At 69.1% G+C, this 14,736-nt stretch carries 12 protein-coding genes; 2 read left to right on the top strand and 10 right to left on the bottom strand.

Annotated features, from left to right (window positions below; translation table 11 throughout):
• Positions 1-2: 2 nt before the first annotated feature.
• From QOZ99_RS19595 to recJ, 7 genes are all read right to left on the bottom strand, one after another.
• Entirely contained in the window at positions 3-1,127 is a 1,125-nt protein-coding gene (locus QOZ99_RS19595; protein ID WP_306891683.1) for an imelysin family protein, read from the bottom strand.
• Between the two features lie 12 nt (positions 1,128-1,139).
• Positions 1,140-2,405 carry a di-heme oxidoredictase family protein gene (locus tag QOZ99_RS19590; protein WP_306891682.1) on the bottom strand — a complete coding sequence of 422 codons (1,266 nt, stop codon included), beginning with the start codon at positions 2,403-2,405 and terminating at the stop codon, positions 1,140-1,142.
• Positions 2,405-3,865, bottom strand: a complete 1,461-nt coding sequence (locus QOZ99_RS19585) for a multicopper oxidase family protein (RefSeq protein WP_306891681.1) — start codon at positions 3,863-3,865, stop codon at positions 2,405-2,407. The genes QOZ99_RS19590 and QOZ99_RS19585 overlap by 1 nt, the downstream gene beginning before the upstream one ends.
• A gap of 10 nt (positions 3,866-3,875) precedes the next feature.
• Entirely contained in the window at positions 3,876-5,171 is a 1,296-nt protein-coding gene (locus QOZ99_RS19580) for an imelysin family protein (protein WP_306891680.1), read from the bottom strand.
• A gap of 172 nt (positions 5,172-5,343) precedes the next feature.
• Positions 5,344-5,631, bottom strand: a complete 288-nt coding sequence (locus QOZ99_RS19575) for a hypothetical protein (RefSeq protein ID WP_306891679.1) — start codon at positions 5,629-5,631, stop codon at positions 5,344-5,346.
• 303 nt (positions 5,632-5,934) lie between these two features.
• Positions 5,935-7,272: a TIGR03862 family flavoprotein gene (locus QOZ99_RS19570; RefSeq protein WP_306891677.1), complete on the bottom strand. Its 1,338-nt coding sequence runs from the start codon at positions 7,270-7,272 to the stop codon at positions 5,935-5,937.
• A gap of 84 nt (positions 7,273-7,356) precedes the next feature.
• Positions 7,357-9,177, bottom strand: coding sequence for a single-stranded-DNA-specific exonuclease RecJ (gene recJ / locus QOZ99_RS19565; RefSeq protein WP_306891676.1), 1,821 nt, complete (start codon positions 9,175-9,177; stop codon positions 7,357-7,359).
• Between the two features lie 262 nt (positions 9,178-9,439).
• On the opposite strand from recJ, the gene QOZ99_RS19560 reads away from it, so the two are divergent.
• Entirely contained in the window at positions 9,440-10,816 is a 1,377-nt protein-coding gene (locus QOZ99_RS19560) for an esterase-like activity of phytase family protein (RefSeq protein ID WP_306891675.1), read from the top strand.
• A gap of 153 nt (positions 10,817-10,969) precedes the next feature.
• Here QOZ99_RS19560 and QOZ99_RS19555 read toward each other — a convergent pair whose 3' ends face one another.
• A complete protein-coding gene (locus QOZ99_RS19555) occupies positions 10,970-11,833 on the bottom strand; it encodes a DMT family transporter (protein WP_306891674.1) in 864 nt (287 codons plus the stop codon).
• Between the two features lie 438 nt (positions 11,834-12,271).
• Here QOZ99_RS19555 and QOZ99_RS19550 point away from each other — a divergent pair, with 438 nt between their 5' ends.
• Positions 12,272-12,964, top strand: a complete 693-nt coding sequence (locus QOZ99_RS19550; RefSeq protein ID WP_306891673.1) for an alpha/beta hydrolase — start codon at positions 12,272-12,274, stop codon at positions 12,962-12,964.
• A gap of 72 nt (positions 12,965-13,036) precedes the next feature.
• Here the strand turns inward: QOZ99_RS19550 and QOZ99_RS19545 are convergent, their stop codons facing one another.
• Both QOZ99_RS19545 and glpX read right to left on the bottom strand, forming a co-directional pair.
• Positions 13,037-13,378 (bottom strand): hypothetical protein, encoded by a 342-nt coding sequence (locus tag QOZ99_RS19545; protein ID WP_306891672.1) that lies wholly within the window; start codon positions 13,376-13,378, stop codon positions 13,037-13,039.
• A gap of 354 nt (positions 13,379-13,732) precedes the next feature.
• Positions 13,733-14,731, bottom strand: a complete 999-nt coding sequence (gene glpX / locus QOZ99_RS19540; protein ID WP_183189409.1) for a class II fructose-bisphosphatase — start codon at positions 14,729-14,731, stop codon at positions 13,733-13,735.
• Positions 14,732-14,736: the final 5 nt, after the last annotated feature.

The following is a 14,736-nucleotide window of genomic DNA, read 5'->3' as shown; positions in this document are numbered from 1 at the left end:
CCTCAGTCGCCATCCAGCGCGTTGAAGCCGAGCGGCACGCCGAGCCCCGCCGCCAGCGGCGTGGCGACGCTGGCCTGCGCCGCCTTGAACGCCACCGCCGCGGCCTCCAACTGCCGGCGCCCCTTCGTGGCTGTCGCCGCCGTGCCGATATCGGCCGGCAGCGCGTCCGCGGCGGCGCGCGCCGCCTCCATGGTTCGGGCAAGAACCGCCTGGTCGGTGGTGCCGAGCCCCTTGGCGAGACGCAGGGCGAGGTCGCCAGCGCTGGCAATCTCGGCGACGATGGTCTGTTTGGCGAGGCCGCTGCGGCGGCGGTCGGCCAGAAGCGGCTTGGCCTCCTCCGGGCTCTTGCCCAGCACGATCAGCAGGCGCTGGTCGACCGCCCGCTGATAGGCACCGGCGAGGTCGGTCACCAGCCGGCTGAGCAGCGAGTCGGGATCGGGGAAAAAGACCGGGTCCGCCTTGCCGGCGACAAGCTGGCCGAGCAGGCCGGATGTGCGGTCGCCCCAGCCGGTGCGGATGTCCTTCCCGATGCCGGCGAGATTGTCGGCGATGGCGAGGCCGAGCTGGCAGCGCCGCGCGGCTTCCGGCCCCGCCACCAGCGCGGCCGCTGCGCCGTCGTCATAGAGCAGGCGCTCCAGCGCCGGCAGGCCCTGCGCCGCCGCGCTGAGGCGGAAAAAGCGCTGCGGTTGCAGCCGTTCGTCCGTCGGGTCGGCGATGAGCTCCGCCACCGAGCGACCCACCGCGTTTCGCCGCTCCGGGAACAGGTTGAAGCGGTCCGCCCGCAGCGACAGCATGACCGGACCGAACGTGATGAACTCCACCGAGGCCCAGGCATCGGACACGGCAGCGAAGCGCGCCTTCAGCTCCGCCACCCCATCCGCGGCGGGAGCCTTGCAGAACCCCTCCCACGCCGCGCGCTGGGCGGCCGTGGTGGCGGCGAGCGTGTCGTAGCGCGGCAGCAGCCAGTCCGCCACCACATCGGGCGCCACGATCGCGGCGGCGTGGGCGCGGCCGACGAGAATGGTGGAGATCAGCGCGGTCGCCGCCGCAACGGCCGGCACGCCCTGCGCCGCCTGCGCGATCTGGCCTGCCAGCGCCAACGCCAGCGCGAATGGAGAGCGGTTCATTGCGCAACCTCGCTAGAGGGATGAAACATAATGGATGAGCGCCTGTTTCGCGCCGGGGTCGAGGGTATCGAAGCGCGCGCGGGCGCCCGCCGCCTCGCCTTCATGCCAGCGCACCGCCTCCGTGACGTCCGTGGCGCGGCCATCGTGCAGCAGGCCGCGGCCCTGCGCCAGCGCCTGCGACAGGCCGGCGAGCGGCGCCGTGCGCCAGTGCGCGGCCTCCGCGCCAGGTACGCCGGCGCTGTCCGCCAGCCCCTCGCCCATGTCGTGCAGCAGCACATCGGTGAACAGTGTCACGCGCCCGCCGTCGCGCGCCGGCAGGGACGGGCGATGACAGGCGGCGCAGCCGGTCGCCGCGAAGAGGCGTTCCCCGCGCGCATCGCGCGGCGGCTCCGCTGCGCCGAGATCGCGCAGATAGGCGACGATGCGCGAGACGATGGCATCGGGAATTTCCGGGGCGCCCTCGCCATCCTGACCATGCGGCGCGCTGCGGCAAGCGGCCTGTGCCGCCGTGCAATCGCCCCAGGGTTCCAGCCGCAGCGCGGTGGAGAGGCCAAGGTCGAGCGAGAAGGCCTCCGAGGTCTGGCTCGCCAGCGTGGCATGGCTCGCCTTCCAGCCGAAACGGCCGATCGAGGAACCACCTTCCGGATGATCCAGCCGGCGGGCATGGCCGCGCACGCCATCGCCGTCGCGATCCCCGGGGTCTTCCAGCGCGAGGATGGTCGCATCGTCCACCCGCTCCAGCCCGCCGCGCCCGTGCAGGTCCGGCGCGAGGCGCAGCGAGAGGTGGGTCGCGGGATCGAGCGGGCCATAGCCGGGCTCGGCGATGCGCGGGAGGCGCCGGCCGCGCTCCACGCCCTGCCCGACATCCACCACGATGGCGCCCTCCGCCGGCACGCCCGGCAGGGTCATGGTCTCCAGCCGGTGGCCATAGACCGGATCGCCGCTGCCGTCCTCGCGGAACAGCGACAGCACGAGGCCGAGCCCTTCCGGCCGCCCGCCAGCCTCCAGCGCGCTCGCCCCTCGTCCCGATCCGGGATGGCAGGCGGCGCAGGAGCGCGCATCGAACAGCGGGCCGAGGCCATCATTGGCCCGGGTGGAACTGGGCGCCGGCACCCAGGGACGCTTGAACAGCGCCTTGCCGATGGCGACGTCCAGGCCGGCCTCGTCGACCAGCGCCGGGCTTGCCACCGGGCTCGCCACAAGGACGGTCAGCAGCGCGAGCGCAGCGGCGGCGCGGCGAAAGGCGGGAAACAGCGCGCGGCTGCGGGACCTTGCCATCACAGGATCCGGAACCAGCCCATCATGCCGGTCTCCATGTGCTCCAATATGTGGCAGTGAAACACCCAGTCTCCCGGCGCGGCGACGAAGGCGATTTCCACCGCCTCATTGGGTTGCACCAGCACGGTATCGGCGAAATGACGCGGCAGCCGACCCTTGCTGGAGCGCAGCACGGCGAAGGCATGGCCGTGCAGGTGGATGGGATGGGGAAACCGCGTCTCGTTCTTGATCTCGATGCGATAGCTGCGGCCTTCCGCCATCGCCACGAGTGGTGGCGGAAGGCCGAGGCGGTCGCCGGCCGCCCAGGACACCTGTCCGATCGACCAATAGGTCGCCCGGCCAACGCAGAAACTCGCCACCAGCGCCTTGGCCAGCGGGTCGTCGGGCGGCAGGCCGAGTTCCTTCACCGCGGCATCGGTGGCCTGCTGCAGGGTGAAGGTGTGAAATTCCGCCGCCTCGACATCCGGCATCGGCAGGTCCGGCGCGGGCAGCGCGAGGGGCGCCTTGCGCGGCTTGCCGGCGCGCCGGCCCTTGGGCGTGATGGTCGCGAAGCGGTAGACGTCCGCCGCGCGATAATCGCCCAGCGTGACCGGTCCGCCCTTGGCCGGCATGCGCAGATGCAGGTCGATGCGCTGCGCCGGCCCCATCCGCCAGATGCCGTCCGGCAGGCTATCGAGCGCCACGGGGGGCAGCGCGTGGCCATCCACCGCGATGAGCCAGGCTTCGCCCCCTTCCACGCCGATATCCATGATGCGGGTGGAATCGACATTGAGAATGCGCAGCCGCACATCCCCGCCCGCCGGCGCGGTGAGATCGAGATGCGGCGCGCCATTCACCGTGCGTGTGGCGCCGAACGTGCCGGCCTTGGACGCCCCGTCCGGCTCGGTCAGCGGCAGGTAGCTGCCATCCTCGCCAAGCCGCCAGTCCTTGAGGCAGAGCACCTCTTCCGCATCGAAGGTGGGGTCGCGCGGGTCCTCGACGATGAGCACGCCGACCAGCCCGCGACCGGCCTGCCCGGTCTCGTCGCAATGGGGATGGAAGAAGAAGGTGCCGGGATCGTCCAGTGGCAGGCGGTGGGCGAAGCGCCCGTCCGGCTCCACCAGCGGCTGGGTCAGCGGGGGCACGCCGTCATATTCGTTCGGCATGCGGATGCCATGGAAATGCAGCGAACTGCCCTCGGTCAGCCCGTTCACATAGGTCGCCTCCAGCCGCGTGCCGCGCGGGTAGCGCAACTGCCGGAAGGGCTGGCCGTCATAGGCATAGATGCGCGACGCGGGCTTGTCCGCGCCGAGCAGTCGCAAATCGGTCTCGCCCGCCGCCAGCGTGAGGCGGGCGGTGGGCTCGAACGCGGCCGGCGCGCGGGCGAAGCCGGTGCGCGCGGGAGCGAGCACCGCGCCAACACCCCATGCCGCGCCCGCGGCCAGCAGGGCGCGGCGCGAGAGCCTCACGCCGCCGGACACGATCGACGCCCTATTCCGAAACCTTGGAAGGATCGTCCAGGCTGTCCGATCCCTCGACCTTGATCTTCAGCTTGAGGCCGGCGACCACGCCTTCGATGGCGCGGGTCTGGGCGACCAGCGAATCGACACCCTTCTGCACCAGCGCGTTGCCCGCGGTGTTGCCCTCGGCGATCATCTGGTCATAGGCCTCCTTGCCGCTGTCGGCCTCGTCCTTGATCGCCTTCAGCGCGGCGAGCGCGGCGTCGATCCTGGCATTGGCTTCCTCGGCAGCCTTCGGCGCCTTCGCGGTCGCGAGGGCATCGACCGAAGCCCCCTCGACCACGCTGCCATCCACGCGGGTGTACTTGCCGCGATAGATCGAGGCGATGCCGAGTTCGTCGTAATAATGCGAGTTGTGGGTGTTGTCGGAGAAGCAGTCATGCTCCTCCTCCGGGTCGTGCAGGATGAGGCCGAGCTTCATCCGCTCGCCCGCCAGTTCGCCATAGGAGAGCGAGCCGAGGCCGGTGAGGATGGTGCCGAGCGCGGCATTGTCCTTCTGCTTCAGCACGACGGCGCGCGCCTTGCCTTTGGCGGCCCACGCCTTGGACATTTCCTCGAGATCGGCGACCAGCAGTTCGGTGGCGGCCTTGAGATAGGCGGCGCGCCGGTCGCAATGGCCGTTGCTGCAGTTCTTCAGGTCATAGTCACTGGCCGGCCGGTTGCCCGCGCCCGGGCCGGTGCCGTTGAGATCCTGCCCCCAGAGCAGGAATTCGATCGCGTGGTAGCCGATGGCGACGTTGGATTCGACGCCGCCCGCCTCCTGCAGGCTGCGCAGCAGCTTGGGCGTGATCTTCGAGGCGTCGATGGTCTTCTTGCCGACGCGGATCTTGGTATTGGCGATCACGTTGGCGGTGTAGAGCGGGTTCTCGTCGGAGGTCTCGCCGTAGCTCTTCTTGTCGACATAATCGATCAGCCCCTCGTCGAGCGGCCAGGCATTCACATTGCCCTCCCACTCATCGACGATCTTGTTGCCGAAGCGAAAGCCCTCGCTCTGCTGGTAGGGCACGCGCGCCGCCTTCCAGGCGACCCGCGCCTTGTCGAGATTGGCCTGGGTCGGCTCGGCGAGGAAGGCCTCGACGGCCTTCTGCAGATCCTTGGCGGTGGCGAGGCTGTCGCCATAGATCGCCTCGGCGATGTTGGCATAGGTGACGACGATGTCGTGAACCTTCGGCGGGGCCGTGTCGGCCCGTGCCGGACCGGCGGCAACAAGGGCTCCCAGCGCAACGGCCGCCAGCAGCGGCGTGGCAAACAACGACCTGGCTCGCATGATATCTCCTCCCAGCGCCTCCGCGGCATCCGTGAAAGGGACTTCTACGCCCATGCCTCAAGCACTCGCAAGTGTTCAAGGCTACATTAGAATGATTGTACGGTAGCGATATCGCGAATTTCAGCATTTTCACTGAAATGACATTCACGAATACTTACCTTGCGCGACGCGATCATGTCCCTGCGTCAAGCAGCGGCTGAAGGGCTTCGCGCAGTTCCTCGTCGGAGACGGTGGCCAGCGGCCGGTAGAGCTTGGCCGCCTCTGTGCGCCGGCCCGGACGCATCACCAGCACCACGGTCTCCGCCCCGCCGCAGGCCGGGTCGCCGCAGGCGATCTCGGTAATGGAAACCGTGGTTTCCTCGCCCACGCCCAGCAGCGCCCTCGCCTTGTCGGCCAGTTCGCGCGCGGCATCGGGCGCCGCCTCCGTGGTCGCTCCCCGGCGGAAGAACAGTCGTGCCATCGCTCACCTCGCGGATCGCCCAGCCGTCCCGCGCCCAAGGAGGTACGCCCGCCGCCGGCACGGCGCAAGCCGGTCTTGGATTGAGGGAAATGACAAGTATAAATACGCCCCTTTAGTTTTGAACTATAATAATGATGGAAGATAATCATTGTCCTCATCGGCGAACGAGCGTATTCAATCGCTCAACGCCGACGATGAACGCGAAAAACAGCTTCCCAGCCATCGCAGTCGCCGGCACACGCTTCGCGAGGCCGACTTCCCGGCAGGTCTCGTGAGACGCGCGGGACGGCGGCACGCGCTCCCTCAGCCGTCGTCCCGCGCCATTCCCTCGCCGGCACCTTCGCCGGCGCCCTCTTTCCCGCTCGCCGACCATTGACCTTGCCAGGCCTCCGGTTCGGCAAGGCCGAGATGGGCCAGCGCGCCGCACGCCGCGGCATGGCCGGTGGCAAAGCAGGCCTGCAGCAGATAGCCCCCGGTCGGGGCTTCCCAATCCAGCATTTCGCCGGCCAGGAACGTGCCGGGCGGCACATCCGGCCCGGCACGCAGCATCAGCCGCGCATCGAGAGCGCCGCGCATCACGCCGCCGGCCGAGGAGATCGCGCGCTCCAGCGGCGCCATGGCGTTCACCTGCAGCGGCGCCGCCTTGATCAACGCGGCCAATGGCTGCGCCTCCACCGGCAGCGGGCCCCCCACTTCGCGCAACAGGCCGGCGGCGACCGGAGAGAGGCCGGCGGCCTTGCGCAGGCGGTTGGCCATCGATTCGCCCTGGCGGCTTTTGCCGAGCCGCGCCGCCAGCGCCTCCACGGTCAGATCGGGCCGAAGGTCGACCAGCAGCGACGCCCGCCCTTGCCCTTCCACCGCCTCGCGCAGCCGGGCGGACAGCGCATAGACCGCGCCGCCCTCCAGCCCACCCGGATCGACCATCGCCTCGCCGCGCACCCGCGCGCCCTGCACCGTGAGTGCGATGCGCTTGAGCGGCTGCCCGGCGAAGCGGGCGCGGAAGCCTTCCGACCAGGCGATCCGCGCGCCGCTATTGGCGGGGCGCAACGGGGCGACACGGATGCCCTTCGCGGCCAGCATCCCGACCCAACCGCCATCGCTGCCGAGACGCGGCCAGCTGGCGCCGCCCAGCGCGAGAAGGGTGATGTCCGGCGAGACCGCGACCTCGCCCTCCGGCGTCTCGAAACGCAGCGCGCCATCCTCGCCCCAGCCGAGCCAGCGATGCCGGGCGGCCAGCCGCACGCCGAGCGCATCCAGCCGGCCGAGCCAGGCACGCAGCAGCGGCGACGCCTTGAAGCGGGTGGGAAATACCCGTCCGCTGGAGCCGACAAAGGTCGGCTCGCCCAGCCCTTCCGTCCAGTGCCGCAGCCGGCCGGGCGGAAATGCATCGATGAGCGGCGCCAGCCATTCCGCGCTGGCACCGTAGCGAGGCAGGAACCGCTCGCGCGGCTCGGAATGCGTGAGATTGAGCCCGCCGCGCCCGGCAATGAGAAACTTGCGCGCCGGCGAGGCCATGCGCTCATGGACCGTGACGCGACAGCCGGCTCGCGCCAGCGTCTCGGCGGCGATGAGCCCGGCGGGCCCGGCACCGATGATGGCCGCGTGGGGTTTCTTTGAATCGTGGCGGGGCGTTGCACTCACGGGTTGAGGATCCGATTCAGCATGGCATGGCGGTCGGTGCGGATTGGGAAACCGATTCCGCACGAGCCTCCATACCTTTGATGTTTAACGATTTTCCATCAGCGCGACATCGCTGATGCGCAGGTTCACCTGGGTCCGCCCCTGCCAGGAATCGAGATCCAGCATGCCCGCCACATGCACCTGCCGGCCGCGCGCATCCAGCAGCGCCCGGCCGAGTTCGGTATTGGCGGCCCGGAAGGCGACGGCGGACAGCACGGTGCCATCGTTGCCACGCAGACGCACCCGCACCTGATCGGCGCTGCCGGCTTCGGCATAGACGATGCGATGGGCGGGAAAGGCGAAGACGGGCTGCGGATTTCCGGCGCCGAAAGGCCCGGCGCGCTCCACCAGCTCGACGAGTTCCGGCGTCGCCCCGGCAGCCGAGAGGGCGGCGTCGATCATCGTCTCGTCCACCGCGCGCACTTCCTCCACGGTCGACGCCAGCACCTCCTCAAGATAGGCGCGCAGCTCGCCAAGGCGGTCACGGGCGATGGTGAGGCCGGCCGCCATGGCGTGGCCACCGCCCTTGACCAGCAGCCCGCGATCCACCGCGCCGCGCACCGCCTTGCCGACATCGACGCCGGGAATGGAGCGGGCCGAGCCGGAGCCGGTTTCCCCGGTAAAGGCGATGGCGAAAGCCGGCCGGCCGAACTTCTCCTTCAGCCGCGCTGCGACGAGACCGACCACGCCGGGGTGCCAGCCCTGCCCGGAGGAGAGGATGACCGCCCCCGCCCCGGCATGGCCGAGCGCCGCCTCCGCCTCCGCCTCCGCCTGGGCGACGATGGCGCGTTCCACCTGCTGGCGCTCGGTATTCAGCCGGTCCAGCTCGGCGGCGATGACCGCGGCCTCGATCGGGTCGCGCGCGAGCAGCAGGCGCGTGCCGAGTGCCGCGTCGCCGATGCGCCCGCCCGCATTGATGCGCGGGCCGAGCAGGAAGCCGAGATGCCACGCCTTGGGCGGGCCGGACAGCCGCGCCGCGTCCATCAGCGCGGTGAGGCCCGGGCGCTGGCGCTGGCGCAGCACGATGAGCCCCTTGGTGACGAAGGCCCGGTTGAGGCCGAGCAGCGGCACCACATCCGCCACCGTGCCGAGCGCGACCAGATCCAGCGAGGCCAGCAGATCGGGCTTGGGCCGTGCCTCGTTCCACCAGCCGCGCCGGCCGAGCTCCCGCACCAGCCCCACCGCCACCACGAAGACCAGACCGACGGCGCACAGGTGCCCGAGGCCGGAGAGATCGTCCACGCGGTTCGGATTCACCAGCGCCGCCACCTCTGGAAGTTCCTCGCCGGCCTGGTGATGATCGATGACCACCACGTCGAGGCCCAGTTCACGGGCGCGGGCGAAGGGCGCGAAGCTCATCGTGCCGCAATCCACCGTCACCAGCAGCCGGGCGCCCTGCGCCGCCAGCCCCTCGATGGCCGGGATATTGGGGCCGTAGCCTTCGAAAATACGGTCCGGGATATAAAAGGCGGGGTCGAGCCCGCCGGCGCGCAGCACGTCCACCAGCAGCGCGGTCGAGGTCGCGCCATCCACATCATAATCGCCGAACACGGCGACCGGCTCGCCGGAGACCACCGCGTCGGCGAGGCGCGCCACCGCCGCACCCATGTCGGTCAGCGTGTCGGGATCGGGCAGCAGGTCGCGCACGGTCGGGTCGAGCCAGCCCGCCACCTCGTCGATGCCGACGCCCCGCGCCGCCAGCACGCGGGCGAGGATTTCCGGCACGCCATGGCGCTGGACGATGGCGAGCGTGGTCTGCGCGCCACGCACATCGAGGCGCTCGCGCCAGAAGCGGCCGGTGGCCGACTGCGAGACGCCGAGAAAGGCGCGTGGCGGCGGCGCGGCTTTGGGAAGAATGAGACTCATGATTCGCAGGATAAGCCCGAAGCGCGGGCCCGCGTCGAGTGACAGGTGCGACAGCCACCCGGCAACTGACGGTTCGCGGCGCATGACGTCGGGCGGAGACGCGGCAGGAGCGAAGTCGAGACGTCACCTCGGGGGATGACGAAACGTCACCTTGGGGGATGACGAGACGTCACCCCGGCGTCACCATCCCGTAGCGTGAGCGACACGGGGGACGGTCAGGAAGGCGGCTTCGGCCCCGCCCCTTTCCGAACGGAGAACCGCCATGGTCCGCCCCCGCATCCGTCATTGCCTGCTCGCAAGCGCCGCGCTCGCGCTCATCGGCCTCGCCGGCACCAGCGCCGGCGCCCGCGCCGACCAGGCCTATCCCGCCACGCTCAAAGGCCATGCCGTGCTGCCGGCGGCCAGTTTCATCCCGGTGCCCGCGGAGGCGCCGGAGGATCTCAAGCTCTCCGGCAAGTTCACCACGGGCACGCGCGTCGAGGCGGCCGGCACGGTGGAAGGCAAGTCCGCCGGCCGCCCGACGGGTATCTCGGTTCCCTTCAAGGGCCAGCCGCTGCAGGGCCATTCCGGCATCAAGGTGATGGCGGACGGCACGTTCTGGATCCTCACCGATAACGGCTTCGGCTCCAAGGCCAACAGCCCGGATTCGGCGCTCTATCTCAACCGCTACCGGATCGACTGGCAGAAGGGCGGCTTCGAGCGCGTGGAGACCATCTTCCTCACCGATCCCGACAAGAAGGTGCCGTTCCGCATCGTCCATGAGGGCACCGCCAAGCGCTACCTCACCGGCGCCGATTTCGACCTCGAGAGCTTCCAGATCATCGGCGACGACCTGTGGATCGGCGAGGAGTTCGGGCCCTTCCTCATCAAGGCCGACATGAAGGGCGCGGTGAAGCAGGTATTCGACACGCTCGCCGGCCAGACGCCGGTGCGCTCGCCCGACAATTATCTCGTCGCCTCGGCCGGGGCGCCCAACCAGACCGCCGAGTTCAACGCCCGCCGCTCCAAGGGCTATGAGGGCATGGCTGCCTCCAAGGACGGCAAGTTCCTCTACCCGCTGCTCGAAGGCCCGTTGTGGGACGGCGCGACGAAGGATTGGCAGAAGACCGCCGACGGGCGCGAATATCTGCAGATCCTCGAATTCGATGTCGCCGCGCAGAAATGGACCGGCCGTTCCTGGCAGTACGTGCTGGAGCAGAACGGCAACGCGATCGGCGACTTCAACATGATCGACGGCACCACCGGCCTCATCATCGAGCGCGACAATGGCGAGGGCACGCCCGACAAGGCCTGCGCGGCCGGCACCAAGGGGCCGGACTGCTTCCACGACCTCGCCAAGTTCAAGCGCATCTACAAGATCGAACTCACCGACGCCAATGTCGGTCAGCCGGTGCGCAAGATCGGTCATATCGACCTGATGAAGATCGCCGATCCGAATAAGCTCGCCCGCAAGCCGCTCAATGACGGCGTGCTGACATTCCCCTTCTTCACCATCGAGAATGTCGACGTGGTCGATGCCAGCCATATCGTGGTGGGCAATGACAACAACCTGCCCTTCTCCTCCTCGCGCGACCCGGCCAAGGCCGACGACAACGAACTGATCCTGCTCGAGGTCGGCGATTTCCTGAACGCCAAGTGAGCTGAAGGCCACGTGAGCTGAAGGCCACGTAACCCGAAGGCTAGGTAAAGGGCCCGCTGGACGGCCAGTCGGGCGGACGAGCGAATGCGGGCCGGGGAGGCGATGCCCCGGCCGTTTCCATCGCGCGCGGATCCGTCGCGGGCCGTTTCCGCCTCAGGCGGTATCGGGCAGGCTCACGGCGGGCTTGCGCAGGATGAGCGCAACGCCGGCAACCATGACCAGCGTGCCGGCAATCTTCGCCGGCGAAGGATCGTCGCCGATGAGCACGATGCCGAACAGCACGGTGAGCGGCGGATTCAGCATCGAATAGGGAACCACCGCGCTCACCGAATGACGCCGCAACAGCCAGTACCAGCCGCCATAGGCCAGGATCGAGGACCCGATGGCGCTGTAGAACACCGACACCCAGCCATGCCAGCCGGCCGTGGCCACCATGCCCCAGCGCTCGCCCTCCAGCAGCCACGAAGCCACAAGCAGCTGCGGCACGGAGAACAGCGACGACCAGCCCATCATCGCCATCGGCGAAATGCCCGGCACCTGCTTGACGACGAGATTGGTGATGGCCCAGCCGGTCGCGCTCATCACCAGCAGCGCGAGCCCGATCGGCGGCGGCATGGTTGGCCCCATCGCCAGCAGGGCGATGCCCGCCACCGATATGACGAGGCCGAGCATTCTCACCGCTCCCAGCGGTTCTCGCAGCCACAGGCAGGCCAGCAGCGTGGCGATGGGCGCGCCGATCTGAATGATGACGGAACTGGTGCCCGCCTCCGCATGTTCCAGCGCCGCGAACAACATGCCGAAATGGATCGAGCCAAACGTGACGGATACCAGCATCACGCTTGGGAGCTGGCGCCAGGTGATGCGCGTGAAGGGCACCACCAGCAGCGAGACGACCATGAAGCGGAGCGCCGTCGTCAGCACGGGTGGGATTTCCGCCACACCGAGCTTGATCGCAATCATGTTGAGCGCCCACACGCACACGATGGCGACGGCGAGCAGCTGGTCCCGGAAAGGCATTACGCACCACGAAGGAAGAGAGGCGGCGGTGCGGCCCGTGGCGGAACGCACGTCGCGGGCGAGTCGAGCCGTCCCGCCCGAGACAGCCGGACATAACCCCTCATCGCGAACGCGCAAAGGCCGCCCAGCCGATGCCTGCCTTGCGCGACAAACATGGCAGGCACGCGCAAGGCGCGGCTCTGCCGCCCCGCAGCCGCAGGCTCATCCGGGGCATTCCGCGATCGATGCGCGCTCCAGCTGGTTGATTCGATGCGCTTTTCACGCGCGAACCGGATTCCCCTTCACCGCGAAACCCACTAGATTGTGGCGCCCCTCCGTGAAAATGGAGGCCCGCCAACGTCTTGCCTGCGTCCCGGCTCCCACGGTCGCCGGCGCCCATTTTCTCGCCGTTCCCGGGCGCCGCAGCGTCGTCGTGGGGAACACCCTACGGTGCCTGCCATGCTCGACCTCTCCCTGCTCGGCCGCCTCGATTTCCGCCACGCCGCGCCGACCCGGCCGCCGCTGCCGCCCGGCCGGCATGATCTCGGCCTGTTCGCCGAGCGCGACTATGTTCTGGTCGTGCCGGAGGCAATCGACCCGGCGCGTCCCACGCCCTTGATGGTGCTGTTTCACGGCGGCGGCGGCAGCGCGGAGAAGATCCTGCCGATCCTGCATCGGCACGCGCTGGAGCGCGGTTTCCTGCTGCTGGTGCCGCAATCGCTGTTTCCCACCTGGGATATCGTGATCGCCGGCAACGGGCCCGATCGCGAGCGGCTCGATATCGGCCTGCGCGAGGTGGCCTCACGCTTCGCGCTGGATCCGGCGCATATGGCCTTTGCCGGTCATTCCGACGGGGGCAGCTACTCGCTCTCCACCGGGCTGAGCAACGGGCACATCGTCACGCATATCCTGGCCTTCTCGGCCGGCTTCATGACCGTGCTGGCGCAGGAGGGCGCGCCCAAGGTGTTCATCGCCCATGGTCAGGCCGATACGCAGACGCCGATCGACAGCGCCGGCCGCGCCCATGCCGCGAAGCTGCGGGGCGCGGGTTATGAACTGACCTATGTCGAGCATCCCGGCCCGCACGCCTCGCAGCCGGCCATGGTGCAGCTCGGTGTCGACCATTTCCTCAAGGACCTGGCGAGGGGTTGAACGCGCGCCGGTTGAGACGAAAAAGGCCGGCGCGAGGCCGGCCTTTCAGGTCAAGGATGCGAGCGGGGCGCCTCAGGCGACCTTCTTGACCGACTTGGCGATCTCGGCGACTTCGGCCTCATACTTGGCCACCAGCGCGGCGAAGTCGGCGGGGCCGGCTTTGAGCGCGCCCTTCACGTCCGACGCCCAGGTGGTGTTGCGCAGGGTGAAGGTGGTGGTGGCCGAGGAACCGTATTTGTTCGAGAACGCCACGCTCAGCTTGAACGGGATCGGCTCGGAGGCGAGGTAGCTGGTGGTCGCGTGCTCCTTCACGAAAGCCGCATAGGTCTCGGCGACCTCCTGATACTTCTCGGCCGCGATGAGCGCATCGATCTGGGCCAGCAGGGGCGGAAGGAGCGAATGAGGAGCGGGCATGGGTCGTTCCCTTTGCATTTGGCGTTGCATTCTTGCGGAATGCCTGTCGGCGATACCTCTGGTATACAGCACACCGACGCGGTTCCAAAGACCCTCGTCGCCAAAAGCCACGGCTCACGCTCGCCGCCTCACGCTCGCCACCTCACCCCTCGCCGGCCCGCGCCCGGCGTTCCGAGATGGGACTGCAGGAAAGCCGGAAAGCCGCCGATGACGGGTTCCGCGCAAGCAAAGGGGCACCGTGGTGCCCCTTTCGATCACGCAAGCTGGCAGAGGCAGGCTTACACAGGCAAGTCCATGGAGGAAGCCGTGCAGCCAAGGCCCGCCCGGACAGGCGGGAGGGCCCGCCCTGCGGAATCAGCCGAGATGGAACTTGGAGAGATCGCGATGCTCGGCCTCGATCCAGCGCACCGTACCGGAGGCCGACCGCATGACGACCGTGTGCGTCGTCACCACGTCCTTGCGGTATTTCACGCCCTTGAGCAGGTTGCCGGTGGTCACGCCGGTCGCCGCGATCAGGCAGTCGCCCCGCACCATGTCGGTGATGGTGTAGATCTTCTTCGGATCGGTGACGCCCATCAGCTTGGCACGCTCGCGCTTCTCCTCGCTGTCGAGGATGAGGCGGGTGTACATCTCGCCGCCGATGCAGCGCAGCGCCGCCGCGGCGAGCACGCCCTCGGGCGCGCCGCCCGTGCCCATGTAGATGTCGATGCCGGTCTCGTCGGGATCGGTGGTGTGGATCACCCCGGCCACGTCGCCATCGGTGATGAGCTGCACCGCCGCGCCGGTCTTGCGCACCGCCTCGATGATCGCCGCATGGCGCGGGCGATCGAGGATCAGCGCGGTGATCTCGGAGGGCTTCACGCCCTTGGCCTTGGCCAGCGAATGGATGTTGTCGGCCGGGGAGCCGTCAATGTCGATCGTGCCCTTCGGGTAGCCCGGGCCGATGGCGATCTTGTCCATGTAGACGTCGGGCGCGTAGAGCAGCGTGCCGCCCTCGGCCATGGCCATCACGGCGATCGAGCCCGGCATGTTCTTGGCGCAGAGCGTGGTGCCTTCCAGCGGGTCGACGGCGATATCGACCGCCGGGCCCTTGCCGGTGCCGACTTCCTCGCCGATGAACAGCATCGGCGCCTCGTCGCGCTCACCCTCGCCGATGACGATCCGGCCGGCGATCGGCAGGCGGTTCAGTTCGCGGCGCATCGCGTCCACGGCGGCCTTGTCGGCCGCCTTCTCGTCGCCGCGCCCGCGCAGGCTGGCGGAGGCCACCGCCGCGCGTTCGGTCACGCGCACCAGTTCCAGCGTCAGGATGCGCTCGAGCGCCTGGCCTGCCTTGACCGTAATCTCTTCCGCCATCGTCC

The sequence above is a fragment of the Ancylobacter amanitiformis genome (assembly GCF_030814815.1).
Lineage (GTDB): Bacteria > Pseudomonadota > Alphaproteobacteria > Rhizobiales > Xanthobacteraceae > Ancylobacter > Ancylobacter amanitiformis.
The sequence above is the reverse complement of the archived record's forward strand: the minus strand, read 5'-3'. Positions and strand labels throughout refer to the sequence as shown.